The 17,740-nt window shown below is 59.9% G+C and carries 17 protein-coding genes; 4 read left to right on the forward strand and 13 right to left on the reverse strand.

The window, feature by feature from the left end; translation table 11 throughout:
- Positions 1 to 182 precede the first annotated feature (182 nt).
- The 7 genes from lptG to ACJ8HN_RS01630 all read right to left on the reverse strand — a co-directional run bounded on the left by lptG (position 183) and on the right by ACJ8HN_RS01630 (position 6,771).
- Positions 183 to 1,262 (reverse strand): LPS export ABC transporter permease LptG, encoded by a 1,080-nt coding sequence (gene lptG, locus ACJ8HN_RS01600; protein ID WP_033647970.1) that lies wholly within the window; start codon positions 1,260 to 1,262, stop codon positions 183 to 185.
- Positions 1,259 to 2,329, reverse strand: a complete 1,071-nt coding sequence (gene lptF / locus ACJ8HN_RS01605) for an LPS export ABC transporter permease LptF (protein ID WP_033647969.1) — start codon at positions 2,327 to 2,329, stop codon at positions 1,259 to 1,261. The genes lptG and lptF overlap by 4 nt, the downstream gene beginning before the upstream one ends.
- Before the next feature lie 28 nt (positions 2,330 to 2,357).
- Positions 2,358 to 2,924: a YtfJ family protein gene (locus ACJ8HN_RS01610; RefSeq protein WP_308414483.1), complete on the reverse strand. Its 567-nt coding sequence runs from the start codon at positions 2,922 to 2,924 to the stop codon at positions 2,358 to 2,360.
- Positions 2,925 to 2,944: 20 nt separating this feature from the next.
- Complete coding sequence (locus tag ACJ8HN_RS01615; protein WP_049235459.1) at positions 2,945 to 3,814, reverse strand: hypothetical protein; 870 nt, start codon at positions 3,812 to 3,814, stop codon at positions 2,945 to 2,947.
- A complete protein-coding gene (locus ACJ8HN_RS01620) occupies positions 3,811 to 5,148 on the reverse strand; it encodes a lipopolysaccharide biosynthesis protein (protein WP_033655209.1) in 1,338 nt (445 codons plus the stop codon). The genes ACJ8HN_RS01615 and ACJ8HN_RS01620 overlap by 4 nt, the downstream gene beginning before the upstream one ends.
- 72 nt (positions 5,149 to 5,220) lie before the next feature.
- Positions 5,221 to 6,015, reverse strand: coding sequence for a hypothetical protein (locus ACJ8HN_RS01625; RefSeq protein ID WP_103774550.1), 795 nt, complete (start codon positions 6,013 to 6,015; stop codon positions 5,221 to 5,223).
- Positions 6,016 to 6,045: 30 nt separating this feature from the next.
- Positions 6,046 to 6,771, reverse strand: coding sequence for a lipoprotein (locus ACJ8HN_RS01630; RefSeq protein ID WP_041035917.1), 726 nt, complete (start codon positions 6,769 to 6,771; stop codon positions 6,046 to 6,048).
- Between the two features lie 372 nt (positions 6,772 to 7,143).
- Here ACJ8HN_RS01630 and ACJ8HN_RS01635 point away from each other — a divergent pair, with 372 nt between their 5' ends.
- On the forward strand, positions 7,144 to 7,875 hold the full coding sequence (locus ACJ8HN_RS01635; protein WP_125460723.1) for a thymidylate kinase: 732 nt from the start codon (positions 7,144 to 7,146) through the stop codon (positions 7,873 to 7,875).
- A 70-nt stretch (positions 7,876 to 7,945) separates the two neighbouring features.
- Here ACJ8HN_RS01635 and spt read toward each other — a convergent pair whose 3' ends face one another.
- The 4 genes from spt to ACJ8HN_RS01655 are packed head-to-tail and all read right to left on the reverse strand — an operon-like array spanning position 7,946 to position 12,047.
- Positions 7,946 to 9,118 (reverse strand): serine palmitoyltransferase, encoded by a 1,173-nt coding sequence (spt, locus tag ACJ8HN_RS01640; protein WP_004935542.1) that lies wholly within the window; start codon positions 9,116 to 9,118, stop codon positions 7,946 to 7,948.
- Positions 9,105 to 9,365 carry an acyl carrier protein gene (locus ACJ8HN_RS01645; protein ID WP_015378483.1) on the reverse strand — a complete coding sequence of 87 codons (261 nt, stop codon included), beginning with the start codon at positions 9,363 to 9,365 and terminating at the stop codon, positions 9,105 to 9,107. Before ACJ8HN_RS01645 ends, spt begins: the two co-directional genes overlap by 14 nt.
- A 31-nt stretch (positions 9,366 to 9,396) precedes the next feature.
- Entirely contained in the window at positions 9,397 to 10,311 is a 915-nt protein-coding gene (locus ACJ8HN_RS01650) for an NAD-dependent epimerase/dehydratase family protein (RefSeq protein ID WP_048321791.1), read from the reverse strand.
- Positions 10,308 to 12,047, reverse strand: a complete 1,740-nt coding sequence (locus ACJ8HN_RS01655) for a fatty acyl-AMP ligase (RefSeq protein ID WP_033655213.1) — start codon at positions 12,045 to 12,047, stop codon at positions 10,308 to 10,310. Before ACJ8HN_RS01655 ends, ACJ8HN_RS01650 begins: the two co-directional genes overlap by 4 nt.
- 738 nt (positions 12,048 to 12,785) lie before the next feature.
- On the opposite strand from ACJ8HN_RS01655, the gene ACJ8HN_RS01660 reads away from it, so the two are divergent.
- The 3 genes from ACJ8HN_RS01660 (at position 12,786) to ACJ8HN_RS01670 (ending at position 15,487) form a co-directional block, all read left to right on the forward strand.
- A complete protein-coding gene (locus ACJ8HN_RS01660; RefSeq protein WP_033655214.1) occupies positions 12,786 to 13,910 on the forward strand; it encodes a hypothetical protein in 1,125 nt (374 codons plus the stop codon).
- 219 nt (positions 13,911 to 14,129) lie between these two features.
- Complete coding sequence (locus ACJ8HN_RS01665; RefSeq protein ID WP_033635218.1) at positions 14,130 to 14,495, forward strand: diacylglycerol kinase; 366 nt, start codon at positions 14,130 to 14,132, stop codon at positions 14,493 to 14,495.
- A gap of 92 nt (positions 14,496 to 14,587) precedes the next feature.
- Positions 14,588 to 15,487 carry a LysR family transcriptional regulator gene (locus ACJ8HN_RS01670; RefSeq protein ID WP_033647959.1) on the forward strand — a complete coding sequence of 300 codons (900 nt, stop codon included), beginning with the start codon at positions 14,588 to 14,590 and terminating at the stop codon, positions 15,485 to 15,487.
- Here the strand turns inward: ACJ8HN_RS01670 and ACJ8HN_RS01675 are convergent.
- Together ACJ8HN_RS01675 and ACJ8HN_RS01680 are read right to left on the reverse strand one after the other, a co-directional pair.
- The gene (locus tag ACJ8HN_RS01675) at positions 15,462 to 16,268 is read right to left on the reverse strand and encodes a substrate-binding domain-containing protein (protein ID WP_039565152.1); all 807 of its coding nucleotides are present in this window, start codon (positions 16,266 to 16,268) and stop codon (positions 15,462 to 15,464) included. The genes ACJ8HN_RS01670 and ACJ8HN_RS01675 overlap by 26 nt on opposite strands.
- A gap of 27 nt (positions 16,269 to 16,295) precedes the next feature.
- Complete coding sequence (locus tag ACJ8HN_RS01680; RefSeq protein ID WP_033647957.1) at positions 16,296 to 17,591, reverse strand: MFS transporter; 1,296 nt, start codon at positions 17,589 to 17,591, stop codon at positions 16,296 to 16,298.
- Between the last annotated feature and the right edge of the window lie 149 nt (positions 17,592 to 17,740).

Below are 17,740 nucleotides of genomic sequence, written 5' to 3' on the forward strand. Positions count from 1 at the left end.
GGCGGGCGCTCGCACTCCTTGCACTCGATGGCCCCCTGAGGGGCATGTTATCGAACGGCAGTCAGCGATAGCTAACGGCGCATAGGACACCAAATAAGGGATAATAACGGCTCAGGCCAATTTGTAAAGCCGGCCAAAGGTTAACCGGAAAGTTCTTGTTTTCCAAAGGCTGCTGCGGGCTTTTAACCCCGCCGATCAAACCGATAAACCAGCACTAACGCCAGCGCCAGGATCAGCAGCGGCGGGGCGAGGGCGGTGAAGGGCGCGTTGAGGGCGAACAGCAACCCCAGGTTGAGGGCGATCTGATAAGCGATGTAGGTCAGCAGCCCGACGATCACGCCAAGCGCTAACCGGCTGCCCATGCCGGGCGCGCGCGGGGCGGTAAAGGTAAACGGGATGGCCAGCAAAATCATCGCCAGCACCAGCAGGGGCTGGCCGAGTTTTTTCCACAGCGCCAGGCGGTATTCGGTGCTGGGCTGCCCCGAGCCCTGCAGGTAATCGATATAGCGCTCCAGCTGTTGCAGCGAGAAGCTGCCGGCCGGCAGGGTCAGCTCTTTCAGGCTCGGCACCGCGAACAGCGAGCGCCACGGCAGGCTGCTATGCCGCTCAATCGTCTCTTTTCTGCCTTGCCAGCTTTTCTGCATCACGTTGTGCAGCAGCCAGTTGCCGTCGGCGGCGGTGCTGGCGCTGTCGGCGTAGATATAAGATTCCAGCGCGCGGTTGGCCTGATAACGGAAGATCTCAATGCCTTGGGGCTGGTCGTTCTCATCGACGGTTTTGACCGTCACAAACTCATTGCCGCGCCGTGCCCACAGCGGGTTCACGGTCACGTCGTTATCGTTCGACTGCGCCAGGGCGTTGTTCTTCATCTGCAGCGCGCGTTGCTGCAGCGGCGAGGCGGCCCACTCATCGAGGGCGCCGAGCGACAGGTTCATCAGCAGCCCGGCGGCGAGCATCACCAGCGCGATGCGGAATATCGACATCCCGGCGGAGCGGATCGCGGTCAGTTCCAGGGTTTTAGATAGCTGCCCCAGCCCGACGATGCCGCCGAGCAGCGCGATAAACGGCCCCAGATCGACCAGGCTGCGCGGCAGGGTCAGCACGGTCACCAGCAGCGCCTGCTGCCAGCGGTAGCCGCCCGGGGTCACGTCCTCCAGCTCGTTGATCAGCGTAAAGGTGGTGAACAGCGGAATGAGCAGCCCGGCCGCGGCGGCGAAGCCGATGAACACGTTGCGGATCAGGTAACGGCTAAAAATAGTCATCGGGAGGGTTTCCGCAGCAGGGATAAGTCGCGCGCCAGCAGCAGGGCGATGCCGGCAGCCATCGCCAGCGGCACCAGCCAAACGCCGGGGATCGTCGGCACAGAGCCGTTGGCGACCAGCGTGCGGCAAATGTTGCCGCCATAGAAAATCACGGTAAACAGCACCGTCAGGGGCAGCAGCGCGGCGTAGCGCCCCTGCCGCGGCTTGATGCGGCTAAAGGGGATCGCCAACAGCACCATCAGCACGGTGGTCAGCCCGCGGCTTTCGCGCCATTGCAGTTCGGCGGCGTCGCCCGGATCGGCGGAGCGTGCCAGCTCCGCCGGCGAGGCCGATTTGTGCCGGCTCTCGGCGCTGGGCACGAACGGCTTGAGCGCGATGTCGAAGTTGTCGTAATTCTGCCCGTTGTCGTCGGTGCCCTGGCGATCCAGCACATAGGCGGTGCCGGTTTTCAGCCGCACGGCGGGGCTGGCGGGGGAGGCGTCGAGCACCTCCACCGACTGCGCGCGGTACAGGTTGGTGTGATGGCCGCCGCGCACATAAATCAGGGCGTCCGTCAGGTGGTTGGCCGTTTTGTCGACGTGGTTGGCGAGGATCATGCGGCCGTTGCCGCTAACGTTGAATTTGTCGGCCTGCAGGTGGCTCACGTCCAGCACCGACTGCGACTCTTGCTGCAGCTGATAGATATTGGCGTACGCCCAGGGCCTGCCATACAGCGACAGCAGCGTGACCGCTATCGCCAGCGGCACGGCCAGTATCAGCACCGCCTTGTACAGCCGCAGCGGGCTGGCGCCGGCGGCCAGCATGGCGGTGATCTCCGCATCGCTGTACAGCTGGCTGAGCGCCACCGCCACCGAGACATACAGCGCGACGGGCAATATCATCTCCAGCGCGATCAGCGATTTATAGAACACCACGTCGGCCACCACCCGCAGCGCCAGCGTGCCGTTGGCGGCGTCGGTCAGGTAGCGCTGGGCGGAGTAGCTGGCGAACATGAAGATCAGAAACCCGGCGATCATCATCACCAGGCGGCGGATCTCAACCGTGATATAGCGTTCAATCAAAGACATGCGTCATCGGCTCCCGGCGGCGTGCGCTTCATGGCGTCTCCCGCGCGATCAGCGCGCGCAGCAGGGCGATCACCTGGTCAACTTCCTGCGGGGTGAGTGCGCCGTCCTTCGCCCACTGCACGCGCCCGGCCTGGTCCAGCACCACGATGGTGGAGCTCTCCTCCGGCAGCCGCCAGGCCATGCGCCCCAGCCCGTCGCTGTCGACGATGAACTGCGCCCAGGGGTAATTCCGCTTGTTTTTCTCGATCTTGCCGCGCACGAAAAAGCCGGAGCCTGGTATCGCATCGTCGGTGTTGACGATGGTGGTGGGCTGGAAGCGATCGCCCGGCAGGTTCGCGTCCTTGACGGCGTTGATCAGCAGCGAGTTCTTCTTCTTGGCGGAGGTGCGCCCGGCGATGTATTGGATCACCCGCACTTTGCCCGCCAGTTTTGCGCTGTTCCACGGCCGGTAGCTGAAATCGCCGTTGCGCAGCAGCAGTTCGCCGCGATCGGCGATGGCGATCGGCGCCACCGGCCGCCCATACACGAAGTTATGCGCGGATGCCGCCAGCGGCGACAGCAGCAGCGTGAAGATCAGCAAGCGACGCAACGTCATCATGGCTCCTTGCAACGCGCTTATCTGCCCGCCGCGACGGCCGGCGGGGAAAACGACAGCGGAAAGCGCGCCAGCAGCAGCTCCAGGCGCTGGCGAATGTCGATATCCAGGATCGCCGGCCGATCGTAGATATCGCCGCCGGCCAGCTTGTCCGCCACCATCACGTCGTGCCGGTCGCCCATCAGGCCGTTAATCGCCGCCAGGAAGCGCGAGATCTGCCGGGCTTCGCGATTGTCGGGGTCGATCGATCTCAGCGTGTCGTAAAACGACACCTGGCGGCTGACGATTTTGCGCACGTTGTGGAACTGGTGCCCGGTCAGCGCCGGGCTGGCGATCAGCGTCTGCAGCTGGCGCATTTGCTCCTGGCGGTAGGTGATAAAGCCCTGTGCGCTTTCCAGCCGGGTGTGGCGCAGTGCATAGCGCACATATGACCACACCGGCTTGCTGAGCAGCAGCCGCAGCAGGTTGCCGTACAGCGTCAGGTTCTTCTGGTTGCCGTTGCGAAACGCGTCCTGAAAATGGCCGAGCACCACGGTGGTGGTGTGGAACAGGCGGTTGGCGCGGTGGGGCGCGCCGTACAGCTGCTGGGCGAAGCGCAGGTGCTTGTAGCGGGCGCGGATATATTTGTAGCGCATGCGGGTGGGCGCCGCCAACTGCGGATCTTGCAGGAAACCGTTCACCAGTTGCAGCAGCTCGCGGCGGGAAAAGCCGTCTTCCCAAAACTGCAGGCACAGCGCGTAGTTGTCCCGGATGCTCTCGGGGGAGCATTCCAGATCGATCTGCTGCGGCAGGCTGATATTCGCCTCAACCAGGTCGTCTTCTTCCACCGCGACAAACAGCGCCTGGGTGGTTTCGGCGGAGAACTTCTTCCAATTATCGTTAGCGGTCATTGATTACTCTCTTTGGGCGCATTCAGCCCCAACATAAAGCGATTGCGGTAGGCGCCGATCGTCGGTATCAGGGATAACAGAACGTCTAAACATTGCCCCAGTAAATAAGCGAAGGCGGCGCCCTGCACGCCGAAGGCATACGCCATCGACACCAGCAGCGCAATGTAGGCCGCCGAGGCCGTCGCCTGCGCGATCAGGAAAGCGCGCTGCTTGCCTGCCATAAACAGTAAGGACTCCTGCGGGAAGCCCATCATGGAGACGATGATCGCGCCCAGCATGATTTGAATCAGGTCATAGGCTTCCAGGTATTGCTGTCCGAACACCGCGGAAATGAGCGGTTTACCCACCAGCAGCATCAACACCGCGACGGCTAGGCCGATGCCGCCGGCCAGCAGCGAGGAGCGCAGGCCCAGCAGCCACGGGGTCTTGGTGCGCGGATCCAGGCGCATGATCTCCGGATAGAAGCTTTTCTCCAACAGCTTGGCCGGGGTGCCCGTCGCATCGAAGAAGGTCATGGCGATCTTGAACAGCCCGGCGGCGGCCGGCCCGAGCACCACGCCCACCAGCACGGTGGTGCAGGAGTTGCGCGCGGCCCAGATGGTGTGGGCGATGTTGGTGGTCCAGACGAAGTTCCAGGCGCCCTCGATGCGGCGCGCGACGTTGAACAGCCGTGGCCTCAGCGCGCCGTGGATATCGCGGCGGCGCAGCTCGCGCGCGGTGAACCACCAGAACAGCGTGCCGCCGATCAGGTTAGAGGCGTACCAGGTGACGATAAAGCCGGGGAATCCCAGATCGAAATAGTAGGAGATGACGCTGCCCACCGCCTGCAGGAACGGCTTGATCGCCTGCTGAATGGCGATGAGATCGAAGCGGTTGAAGGCGCGCAGCACGCCGGTCGGCGTGGACGAGGTCATCGACGGGATCAGGGTGCAGTACAGCATGGCGAGCCAGAAGCTTTCGCTGTCCAGCCCCAGGGCATGGGACAAGAACGGCAGCATGATCATGCCGCCCAGCACGGCGATGACGCCGCTGGCGATATCCAGCCCGAAGGAGAAGGCGACGACGTCGCGGAAGCGCCCGGTGTTTTGATGCTCCAGCGCCGGGGTGCCGAATTGCACCACAAACTGCCAGGTCTGGAATTTGATGAAATCGCTGACCGCTTTGGTATAGGCCTGGATCACCACCAGCACGCCGAACATTTCAGGCGACATGCCTTTACCGGCGCAGGAGAGCGCCAGCAGGCCGAGCAGCGCGCTGGCCACGCTGCCGGAGCCTAAATAGGCGGCATTACGTAAAATGGAGCGAAATGCGCCATCGGAAAACCACCGTTTCATAACCCAAACCAGCCGTTATCGTTGTTTTGCTGCATCTTGTGTTCCGCTGTCATGCGCTTGCCCTGTATGCGTTTAATAAACCTGAGTTTCTTCGCCGGCGTTTTCGCCGGGTTGCCCGATGTCGCTCTGTGGGCGCTTCGCGGGGTTCACCACGGCGGAAATGGCGTTGAGCGCGTTGCTCAGCACCTCGTCGTAAGGCGCTCTGGCGTCCAGCTCGATGATGCGCGCGCCGTTGTACTGCAGGCGTACCATGGCGGAAATCTTGTCTTTAAGCTCTTCATAGCTGTGATCGGGCTTGCGGGAAAACGCCGTATCGACGTCGATATCGAGGCGAATGATCAGCTCCGGCCGATAGACGGCCATTTGCTGATACAAACGGCGTTCGCGCGCCGCCAGGCGGCTCAATAGCCAGCCTTTTGCGCGTTCCACGCCGATGCCGGGCCCGTCGTAGTAAAAACCTGAAATTTCCGCCTGCGGGTAGCGATCGCTGATCACCAGCACGCCGCTCTGCGCCAGCCGCCGCACCTTGCGCAGGTTGGATGCGCGCCACAGCGAAAAGCCGTACATGATCAGCGCCGCCCACAGCGCCGGCGGCCTGTTGCTCATGCGCTGGGTTTTATCGGATTTGGCCGCCAGGCGCCGTTCCAGCCACACGCCGATGAACGGCAACTTCTTGATTTTGTCGCCGTCTTCGCCGGAGATCAGCCCCAAATAGCGCCGCTCCGTGGGGCGATGTTGCTGCAGGTTCTTGACCAGATCGGCGGTCAGCGTGGACTTGCCGGTGCCGTCGCTGCCCACCACGGCAATCAGCCCGGTGATGCAGGCGGAAGAGGTATTCTGTTCGGCGGTGAGTTTATTTTTTTTCATCTGTTTCGGTACGAAAAGGTTATTTGGCGGCTAGGCATTGGCGGCCCTCAGCGATATTTTAACGGCGCGCAGAGACTCGTCGAAAATACGATTGGCTGGCTCGCGGCCGTCTAAATCCAATATGTTAGCGCCGTTAAACGTCAGGTGCGGGATGACGGCGATTTTTTCACGCAACGCCGCCAGCGAGTGATCGGGTTTGCGTGAATAGGCCGTTTGTTCGTCAATATCCAGCCGAATTAATAATAAGGGCTGATAAGACGCCATCCATTGGTAGAGGTTTTGTTCGCGCTTTCTCAGCCAGCGGATCCATCGATTGCCGCCGGCGGTTTTCGCCAGCTGTGGGCCATCGAAACGAAACCCCGCCACTTCGGCCTGCGGATAACGATCGGTGATCAGCAATGCGCCGCTGCGGCTTTTCTTCAGCATGCGACGGAATTTATAAACGCGCCAATAGGAGAGTAAAAAAATCACCAGCGCCGTGGCATTATCCGGCGGCGTGGAAGGGCGCTCATGCACGCGCTCCGACTTCTTCAATAAATAACGCCCGAAAGGGGCGCCAATAATCGGTAGCGAACTGATCCATTCGCCAATACGCCCGGAGGACTGGCCGAGATAAAGCAGTTCGGCAGGTTCTTGTGGCGATAAGGCGTTGACCAGGCGGGCGGCTAACGTGGATTTTCCCGAGCCGTCACAGCCGGTTATCGCTATTACGCGCACGGGCGAGCGATCAGATGAAGGTCTTATCTGCTGACTCACAATAATTGATCCAATGCGAAAAAAACTATTGTATTCCAATACGCCTTGGGTTCAAGATATTTATTGTGCTTTGCTGCGATAAAATAATGAGGTTGGTATTCTTGTTCGTTATTTGAATTGATATTTATAGCGTTCGTTCTTGTTATTTTGTGCTAATTGTTGGTGCGTGGGCCGGTTTCGCTTTTTATGTTAATTTCCGGCCGGGCTAACGGCGAAAAAAGAGCAGGGCTTTTCAATTTTCGCTTAATGTTTTGTGCTTTTTTGGCGTCGCGTTACGGAAAATTTTTCCACGCGGCCGCCACGGCAATGATAAGCGGTAGTTCGCTTCAAATATGGCACGCCGTTTCTGGTGTATTGAAAGAGAGTCTTATTATGAGTGCAAAATTTCCGCCGCTGATTGCGGTTATCGGCAGCGACGGATCGGGTAAGTCCACCGTTTGTGAACATCTGATCGCGTATATGAAACATTATGGCCCGGCGGTGCAGGTGCATCTGGGCAAACAGGCGGGTAACGTCGGCCGCGCGGCGGCGAAGTTGCCGCTGCTCGGGCGCTCGGTGGGCAAGGCTATCGAGAGCAATACCAAAAAAGTCAAAACGAAAAAATCCCGCATTGGCCTGCTGCCGTCGGCGGTGATCATCGCTTTCGTGGGGCGGCGGCTGCTGCGGTTTCGCCGCATGCTGGCGTATCGGCGGCAAGGGTTCATCGTGTTGACCGACCGTTTTCCGCAGGCGCAGATCCCCGGCGCTTACGACGGCACGGTTTTTCCCGTTGACGTTGAAGGGAGCCGTTTCGTCCATTGGCTGGCGGCGCGCGAGCGGGCGGCGTTCCAATGGATGGCGGGGCAAAAACCGGATCTGGTGCTCAAGCTGAATGTCAGTCTGGCGGTGGCCTGCGCGCGCAAACCCGATCACCGCAAGGCGGCGCTGGAGAAGAAGATCGCCGTCACGCCGTTATTGACGTTCGAAGGCGCCGACATCGTGGATCTCGATGCCGATCGGCCGATCGAGGAGGTGCTTTCGGCGGCGGAAAAAGCCATCGCGGAATTTATGGCGGCGCAGGGTTATCGCTATTCCGCTGATGAAGTATCAACGGCTGCGCACTGAGGCGCGCATCGGTTCGGCAGGGCGGCGATGCCATTTTCGGCACCGCCGCCGCGGCCGAGAGGGAAAGGCCTTATTTTTTCAGCGCCGCAAAGGCGCGCACGATGGTGTCGATCTCTTCATCGCTGTGCGCGGCATTGACGCTGCAGCGCAGCAGGGTGACGCCCGCCGGCGCGGCCGGTGGCAGCACCAGGTTTACATACACGCCGTGGGCGATCAGCTCGCGCCAGAAACGTAGCCCTTCTTCCTTCGAACCGATCATCACCGGCACCACCGGGCTGATGCGCGGCCCCAGGGTATACCCCAGCTCGGCGAGGCCGTGGTACAGGCGGTGCGCGTTGCTCCAAAGCTTTTCCCGCAGTTCGGGATGGCGCGCGATTTTTTGCAGCGCCGTGCGCACCGACGCGATGCTCGACGGCGACGGCGACGCGGTAAAGATATACGGCCGGCTGCTGTAGCGCAGCACGTCCATTCCCTTGCCGCCGACGGCGAAACCGCCGATCGAAGCCAGGCTTTTGCTGAAGGTGCCCAGGATGATATCCACGTCTTGCTCGACGCCCAGCGCTTCGGCCAGGCCGCGGCCGTGCTCGCCCATCACGCCGAAGGAGTGCGCTTCGTCGACCAGCAGATACCCGCCGAGCCGCCGCTTGATGTCGACGATTTCCACCAGCGGGGCGACGTCGCCCAGCATGCTGTAGATGCCTTCCACGATAATGATCGCCTCGCGCGCACGCTCGCCCAGGCGCACCATGCGGCGCTCCAGATCGGCGGCGTCGTTGTGGCGGAAGCGAATAATCTCCGCGCCGCCGAGGGCGCAGGCGTCGTAAATGCTTGCGTGGCTGTCCGCGTCGATCAATACCACGGCGCCCGGCCCTGCCAGCGTGCTGATGACGCCCAGGTTGGCGGTATAGCCGGTGGAGAATACGATGGCGCTGGGGCGATCGAAGAATTCCGCCAGCTCCCGCTCCAGCGTCAGGTGCGATCCGTAGCTGCCGTTCGCCATGCGCGAGCCGGTGGTGCCGGTGCCGAGCGCGGCCAGGGCCGCCTGGCCGGCGGCGATCGCCTGCGCATCGAACGTCAGGCCAAGGTAATTATTGGTGCCGGCGAGGACAATCTTTTGATCGCCGATGCGGCCCTGGGTGGCGGAATAGACTTCGTCGATACAGGTGCCGAACGGATTCAGACCGGACGTTTGAAATTGTTCGCGGTCATTGGCGAGGCGCGCAAACTTATCATACAGTCCCATGGTTTTTCTCCAGATAAGGGCGCAGCGCGTCAAGCAGTTGCTCAGGCGTTCTGACATCAAGCAATATATTGATAGGAATGGAGATATCTAATTCATCTTCCAGCATCATCAGCAGATCCAGGACTCTGATGGATTCCAGGCCAAGATCATTGACGAGATCGCTATCAGGTTTTATTTCCACTCCGCCTTCGACGATACCTTGCAAACACGTCAGGATATAATCCATTACAGCATCGCGATTTAGCATAAGAACGTTGACACACCTCTATTTGGAATAATTAAAACAGCCCTTCGCGCAGCGCGCGCTCCAAACTTACCTGTGGAAACCAATTAATCTGTTGCGACAGCGCGTGATTACTGGCGGACCAGTCGTGATGGGTTAATTCGCGTATTTTGCTGCGCGTCAGCATCGGCTCCTGTTTTACCAGGCGGTTCCACACCACGCTGATATCCGCCAGGGCTTTCAGCAGCGGCAGCGGAATGCCCACCAGGCGCACCGGCCCGTGCCGCACGGCGGCGCCGATGTCCCGCAGGCGCAGCCAGTTATAGCCTTCGGCCACGCCGTCGCACAGTTCGTAAATATTCGGCTGCGCGGGTTCGGCCTGCACCCATTGGCTGACCGCCTTGGCCAAATCGCTCACGTGCAGAAAAGAGAGCCTGGCGTCAGGCGCGCCCAGCCGGGGCAGCACGCCGCGCAGCAGGCCGTTGAACAGCGGTTTCAGCTCTTTATCGCCGGGCCCGTAAACCGCCGTCGGGCGGAAAATCCCCAGCGCGATCTCGCCGGTGGCGGCGATGAGTTGCTGCTCGGCGGCCTGTTTTGAATGGGCGTACCAGGACAGCGCCGGATGGCGGGCCGCCAGCGACGACATGAACAGGAAGCGACGGCAGCGGCCGTTCTGTTTGGCCGCCTGCATCAGGTTCAGGCTGCCGGTGACGTTGCAGCGGGTGAACACCGCTTCCGCATGCCCGCGCACCTGGCCCGCACAGTGCACGACGCACTCCGCGCCGCGCACCAGCTCGGTGAGCGAGGGCCGATCCTCCAGCGCGCCGGGGATCCACTGCAGGTTGTCGGTGGCGGCTTTTCCCGCGCGCCGCGTCAGGGCGCGCACGTTAAACCCTTGCGCCAGCAGTTCCTGGACGATGTGCCGGCCGATAAAACCGGTCGCGCCCGTCACTGCCACCGTGCCGCTCATTGCGCGAAACCGGCCAGCTGCGGCATGTGCGGGTAGAGCGAGGCGCTCAGCCAGCGTTTTTTGGCCTCCGCGCGCGCGGGTTTGCCCGACGACGTGCGGGGAATGCTGTGCGGCGGCAGCAGCTCGATGTCCACCGCGATGCCGAACTCGCTTTGAATGCGCGCGCTCAGCGAACGCACGATTTGTTCCCGGCGTTCTTCCGAGCTGACTCGGCACTGGATTTGCAAAATGATCCTGGCCGCTTCGTCGTGCTCTTCGGTTACGAAGGCGATCGCATCGCCGGAACGGATTTCCGGTTCGGATTCCGCGACGTACTCGATATCCTGCGGCCAGATATTGCGGCCGCGAATGATGATCAAATCCTTCTTGCGGCCGGTGACGTACAGATAGCCGTCCAGCAGGTAGCCCAGATCGCCGGTATCCATCCAGCCGGTCACCTGAATTTGCTGCTGGGACTCGTCGTCGCAGAAATAACCGTTCATCAGGCTGGGGCCGGAGATCGTGATATGGCCGACCTGGCGTTCCGGCAGCGGTTGCCCGGTTTCGCTGCGGATCTCGATGCGGTGGCCGGGCAGCGCTCGGCCGCAGTTGACGAAGGTCGAGACGGCGCGGGTTTTCTTGCCGGGCGCGACCGCTTTACCCTCGTACTCCAAAATATCGCGGTCGACCGCGTTGGTTTGCGGGCCGGAGCAGGGATCGGAAAAACTCACCGCCAGGGTGTTCTCGGCCAGGCCGTAGCACGGCATGAAGGCTTTGCTGTCGAAGTTGATGCTGCTGAAGTGTTCGCCGAACTGGCCGAGCAGCTCGGCCGGGATCGGCTCGGCGCCCACGCCCGCGACCCGCCAGCTGGAAAGATCCAGATCGGCCAGCTCTTTGGCGTTGCTGCGGCGCAGGCACAGATCGTAGCCGAACGGCGGGGCGACGGACACCGTGCCGCGATTTTTGGCGATCAGTTTCAGCCACTGCATCGGGCGCATGGCGAAATCTTGCGTGCGCAGGTAATCGACGGACAGCTGGGTCGCCACCGGCGTCAGCAGGAAACCGACCAGGCCCATATCGTGATAGAAGGGCAGCCACGAAACGCAGCGGTCGCCCGCGCGCAGCTTGATCCCGTCGCGACTGATCGCGTTCAGGTTCGCCATCGCCGCCCGCTGGGTAATGATCACGCCGCGCGGAAAGCGGGTGCTGCCCGAGGTGTATTGGAGATAGGCGATGTCGTCGGGCGAAGGTGCGGGCAACGCGATTTCCGGCTCCGGCAAGGCGTTAAAATCCGCATCGCTGAGGATGTGCAGCGCCGAGGTGTTTTCCGTGGCTGAGGCGATCAGCGGCGTCCACTCTTCGCTGCTGACGATCGCCGCGGGGTTGCAGCTGGCGATCAGCCCTTTCAGTTTGGCGGTGTAGGAGTCGCGCTGGCCCACGCCCATCGGGATCGCCAACGGCACCGCCACCAGGCCGGCGTACTGGCAAGCGAAAAAGGCTTCGACGAATCCCGCGCTGGTTTCGGCGATAAGCGCCACGCGATCGCCTTTCTTGAGTTTCAGGGACAATAAACGCCGCGCGCCCGAGATCGCTTTTTGCTGCAGCGTGCGATATTCGAGAACGGTCACGAGTTGATTGCGACGGTCGTAAAAATTCATTCCCGTATTGCCCAGCGCCGCGTAATCCAACGCGTCCACTAAGGTGGGGAAGTCCGCATAGCGCATGGGAAGAGAATGAACGGAACTTGTTTCAGACATAGACAAACTTAGCCATAGATTAAAAATCACCAAAAGAGAGAAATCGCTCTTGGCGAGGTAATTGATGTTTTACTATGAATAGGTTTTGAATAAGTTTGTTATTCAACCATCTTCATTCCGCGAACAGCGTATATTGCCGTGCTTGAGGGCACGCCGGTTATTAACCGGGCAGAGCGTGAGTAGCCCGTGTTATCAGCCTTGAGCGGCACCCTGGTGATATACGTGAGACTATTGTAATATCCGGGCAGCGCCGTTCTTTAGCCTGTCTCTTTCGGGCAGGAAATAACTGTCGGCTCATAGGTTATGACCTCATGCATGGCTATCTTGGAACTTAAACACTTCCTAAACAGTATGCCGCAAGAAATCCAAAAGTGAACGATTCATTTAAGGCTAATCTTAAAAAGAGCATTAAGTGGTAAAGATGGCGGTACACCTCCTGATTAAAGTCGGTACACTAAAAGCGGCGAGTTTCTTTTGCCATAACAGCACAAAATAATAAAAGAGCACCATTAGCGTAGCCTGGCTGCGCCGCTTTCTGTTTCCTTTTTTTATCAATTACGGACATCAAAGGGTGAATGTCGGGCGCAATAATGCGCTGATTCACAGGGGGTAATATTCGGTTTTTCTTATCATTGAACCGGAGGCAATACACAATCCAATAAATGAGAACAGCATAAAAAATGCTAAAGGCGTTGTCGCGCGCTTATTTAATTATTTTATTAAAACGTAAGGCTATTTATGATCCGTGTTGAGAAAGTTCTGAGTAAACGCGAACTTAAAGAATTTATTGCTTTCCCCTCGCAACTGTTTCGCGATGATCCGAACTGGATTGAGCCGCTGCATGTAGAGCGCGAAGAGCATCTGTCAAAGAAGAATCCCGGCACCGACCATATTGAATGGCAGGCATGGGTGGCCAAAAAACAGGGCAAAGTCGTTGGGCGCATCACGGCGCAAATCGATGCTCTGCACCGGGAGCTGCATGGCGAGGATACTGGCCACTTCGGCATGATTGACGCCGTTGACGATCCCGCTGTTTTCAGCACCTTATTCACGGTGGCGGAGGAGTGGCTGAGGTCGAAAGGCGCGCGCAAAATCACCGGGCCGTTCAGCCTCAATATCAATCAGGAAAGCGGCCTGTTGGTCGAAGGATTCGATACGCCGCCTTCCGCCCTGATGACGCACGCGAAGCCCTACTATGCGGCGCAAATAGCGCAGCAGGGCTATAGCGAAGGGATTGATTTGCTTGCCTATTGGATGAAAAGAACCGACCTGCATTTTTCGCCGTCGTTAACCCGGATGATGGAGCAGGTGCGCAAAAAGGTGACCGTTCGCCGCCTCAACCGCAAGCGCTTTCGCGAGGAGATGCAGGTGCTGCGCGAGGTGTTCAACTCCGGATGGCAGCATAACTGGGGGTTTGTTCCGTTCACCGAGCACGAGTTCGCCACCATGGGGGATCAGCTGAAGTTTCTGGTACCCGACGATATGATCCATATCGCCGAGGTGGATGGCGCCCCCTGCGCCTTTATCGTCGGTCTGCCGAACATCAACGAAGCGATTGCCGATCTGCAGGGGCGGTTATTGCCGTTCGGCTGGGCGAAGCTCTTGTGGCGGCTGAAAGTCAGCGGCGTGCGCACCGCGCGCGTGCCGTTGATGGGCGTGCGCCAGGAATATCAATTCAGCCGCATCGGGCCGATTATTGCGCTGCTGCTGATTGAGGCGCTGCGCGAGCCTTTTGCCAAGCGCAATATCGACGCGCTGGAAATGTCGTGGATCCTGGAAACCAATACCGGCATGCGGACGATTTTAGAACGCATCGGCGCGGTTCCCTATAAGCGCTACCGCTTATACGAGAAAACGCTTTAACCGGCTGATAACGCATCGCCTTTTCACGTTCTCAGAATAATAACCGCGCCGGGGCATTTTCGGGCGGTGCCGTTTCAGGGGCAGGGTGACGGCGCGTGAGTGCATGCATCGCCTCCGGGAAGAGAACGGTTAAGGCCTTTAATTAATAAACTCGAGATAAATTCACGCCGCGTGATTTATTCGCGAGTGATTGTGGCAGTATTGACGAGAGCTGATTGCATGCCTGTGGAAAAGAAAAAAGGAATAAGCCGATTAACCTACAGCATAAGGAATTCCTGGGCCGGATTTATTGACGCCGTGCTTACCGAAGATGCGTTTCGCCAATTATTGGTTATTAACGCCATTTTACTGGTTGTTACATTTGGTTTAGATATTACAAATATAGAACGGCTGTTATTAATCGCCTGCAGTTTTCTGCTATTGGTGGTTGAGCTGCTTAATACGGCGATTGAAACCGTGGTCGATCGCATTTCGCTGGAATTACATCCGTTATCCAAACGCGCTAAAGATCTGGGCGGCGCTGCGCAGCTGGTGGCGGTGGTGATGACTATCATTATTTGGGGAATGGTGCTGCTGGGGCGATAAGGGCTTGGGTGGCTCAATTGCCAGGCCGGTTGCCGTGGCGCTATAAGCGGTTATCATCGATGTTTTGCGTTCAGCAAGGAGAGTCGGCCGCTATGCCCGTGAATTTTGATCTCAACGATCTTTATGCCTTCCGCGCGCTGGTGGAGTACGGCAATTTTCGGCTGGCAGCAGAATCCATCTGCCTGTCGCAGTCGGCCTTGAGCCGCAGGATTGAGAAGCTGGAAAACGCGCTGGGCAGCAAACTGTTCGATCGTACTACCCGGCGCGTGACGCTGACGCTGTACGGGCAGGCCTTTGCCGAGCGTTCGGATCAGCTGCTGATGAATGTCGAAGCGGTGTTGGCCGATATCGATAAGGTCAGCCAGGAGCGTACCGGGCTGGTCACCGTCGCCACGGTGCCGTCGGCGGCCTACTATTTCATGCCCGACGTGATACGCCGTTTCCGGCTTCGCTATCCGCGCGTGCGCGTCAAGCTGATCGACGGTAGCGCGGGCAATGTGATTGAGGCGGTCACCGGCGGCCAGGCTGACTTCGGCATCTGCTTTGCCGGGCGGCTGCAGCCTAACCTTGAATTTGTGCCGTTGGTGGGGGACGTTTACGTGGCCGCTTGCCGGCGCGACCATCCGCTCGCCGCTAAAAAGAGCCTCACCTGGCGGGAATTTTATCAGCAGGATTACGTGTCGCTGGATAAAACCTCCGGCAATCGCAATCTGCTCGATCAGCGCCTGGAACACCTCGTGCCGGAGCGCCCCAGCGTGTGCGAAACTCGCCATGTGACGACCATGCTGGGCATGGTTGAGGCGGGCATCGGCATTGCCGCCGTGCCCGCCATGTCGATGCCCGCTTCAGAGCATTCGGTGTTGACGTCGGTGCCGCTGGTCGAGCCGGTGGTGAAACGCACCGTGGGCCTGATCCGGCGCGGCGGCCGCATGCAGTCTTTCGTCGCCGCCGAGTTGGAAAAGCTGATTACTGAACGGTATCACTCTGCCTGACCGGCTGCTGCGCCGGCACGCTTCGCATGCCGGTCGCGCGAATGGTCGGCTGTGCCTGAGAGGAGGCGAGGAACTCCAGCAGCGCTTTGCCTTCGCGGCGATGTTCCGCCTTGGCCGTTACCGCGCCGGCGAAGCGGGTGATGTACTGCACGTTTTCCGGCAGTTCGCCGATAAAGGTGACGCCCGCCACGGGCAGCAATTCGCTGACCTGCTGGAAGCCCAACGCGTATTTCCCCTGCGCCACTTCAGAGGCCACCGGAATGCGCTCAATCATGTGCGCTTTTCCTTTCACCTGTTCCTCGATGCCCAGCTTTTTGAATAGTTGGCCGCTGACGTAGCGGCCGCTGGCGCTGTCGGAATAGGCGAAAGAGTCGGCTTGCAGCAAGGCATTACGCAGCTCGGCATCCGTTTTTATCGCCGGCTTGGGCGCGCCCTGTTTCACCACCATGCCGATCGGCGAATCGGCCAGCTCCACGCGCGAACCCCGCTGGATCCAGCCGCCTTTGTCCAGTTGGGTCAGCGCATCGCCCACCATGATCACCACATCGGCTTGCTCTCCGCGCGCCAGCCGCGCGGGGATCGCTTGCGGCGTTTTCCCCATGGAAGGGCCGGACACCAGAATGATTTTGTCGCCGCTTTGGGCTTCATATTCCGGGGCCAGTTTCTCCAGCGCGGCCTTGAAGCCGCCGGAGATCATCACGGTCACGTCTTTGGCCAGCGCCGCGGTGCTGAAGGAGGCGCACACCAGCGCGGCGAGGATCGAACGAGTGAGTTTTTGCATGGCATGATTCCTTATGGCGATGGCGCGTTAGCGTGCGGTTTGCAGCGGCATGGCGATGCGGCGATACAGATACAGCGTCGCCAGCAAGGCGCACAGCGCGGCGAAGCTCATCCAGTAGCCCGGTGAAGCCTTATCGCCGGTGTATTCGATCAACGCGGTGGAGATCACCGGCGTAAAGCCGCCGAACACCGCCGTTGCCAGGCTGTAGGCCAGCGAGAACCCGGCCACCCGCACTTCCGTTGGCATGATCTCGGTTAAGGCCGGGATCATGGCGCCGTTGTAGAGGCCGTAAATGAAGGACAGCCACAGCAGCACGGCCAGCATCATGCTGAAGCTGGGGGCGGCGGCGAGCAGGCTCAGCGCCGGGTAGGCGGTGGCCAGCGTCAGCAGCGTCATGGCGACCAGCACCGGCTTGCGGCCGAAACGATCCGACAGCGCACCGCCGATGGGCAGCCAGATGAAGTTGGAGATCGCCACCAGCAGGGTGACCAGCAAGCTGTCGGAGGCGCTGAGCAACAGCACCTTTTTGCCGAAGGTCGGCGCATACACGGTGATCAGGTAAAACGCGGTGGTGGTCATGGCGACCATCAGCATGCCGGCCATCACCACCGGCCAGTTTTTCAGCAGGGTTTTAAACACGTCGCGCATCGCCAGGTGGTGGCGGCGGGCGGTAAATTCCTGCGTCTCTTCCAGCTTGCGGCGCAGTAAGAAGATGAAGGGAACGATCAGGCAGCCGAACAGGAAAGGCAGGCGCCAGCCCCATTCGCGAATGGCGCTTTCTTCCAGCGCCGCATTGAGCGCGAAGCCCATGGCCGCCGCCACCATGATCGCCACCTGCTGGCTGCCGGACTGCCAACTGGTGTAGAAGCCCTTACGGCCCGGCGTGGCGATTTCGGCCAGATAGACGGACACGCCGCCCAGCTCCGCGCCCGCCGAGAAGCCTTGCAACAGGCGCCCGCACAGTACCAGCAGCGGCGCCCAAAGCCCGATGCTCTGGTAAGAGGGGATCAGCACGATCAGGAAGGTGCCCGCGGCCATGATCGACAGGGTGACGATCAGCCCTTTGCGGCGGCCGACTTTATCGATGTAGGCGCCCAGCACGATGGCGCCAATGGGGCGCATCAGAAAACCTGCGCCGAATACCGCGAAGGTCATCATCAGCGAGGCGAACTCGCTGCTGGCCGGGAAAAAGGTGTGTGCGATGTAGGTGGCGTAAAAGCCGAACAGAAAGAAGTCGAACTGTTCCAGAAAGTTGCCGGAGGTGACGCGCAGTATCGCGCCGGTTCTGGCCCGGGTGGTCATGGGTGAGGTAGAGGAATGCATCTTTATCTCCAGTTTGTTATGGGCGCCTGACGCCGCGCCTGTTGCTGAAGACTCGCTCAGGAAAATAAACTAAATAAGCGCAATAAACGCATGGCGCGATGCGTTTGGCGCATCAATCGCCGTTAACAATGTTGCCTAACCTGATGTAA

The sequence above is a fragment of the Serratia sp. CY29653 genome, assembly GCF_052169255.1.
In the GTDB taxonomy this organism is placed as follows: Bacteria; Pseudomonadota; Gammaproteobacteria; order Enterobacterales; family Enterobacteriaceae; genus Serratia; species Serratia sarumanii.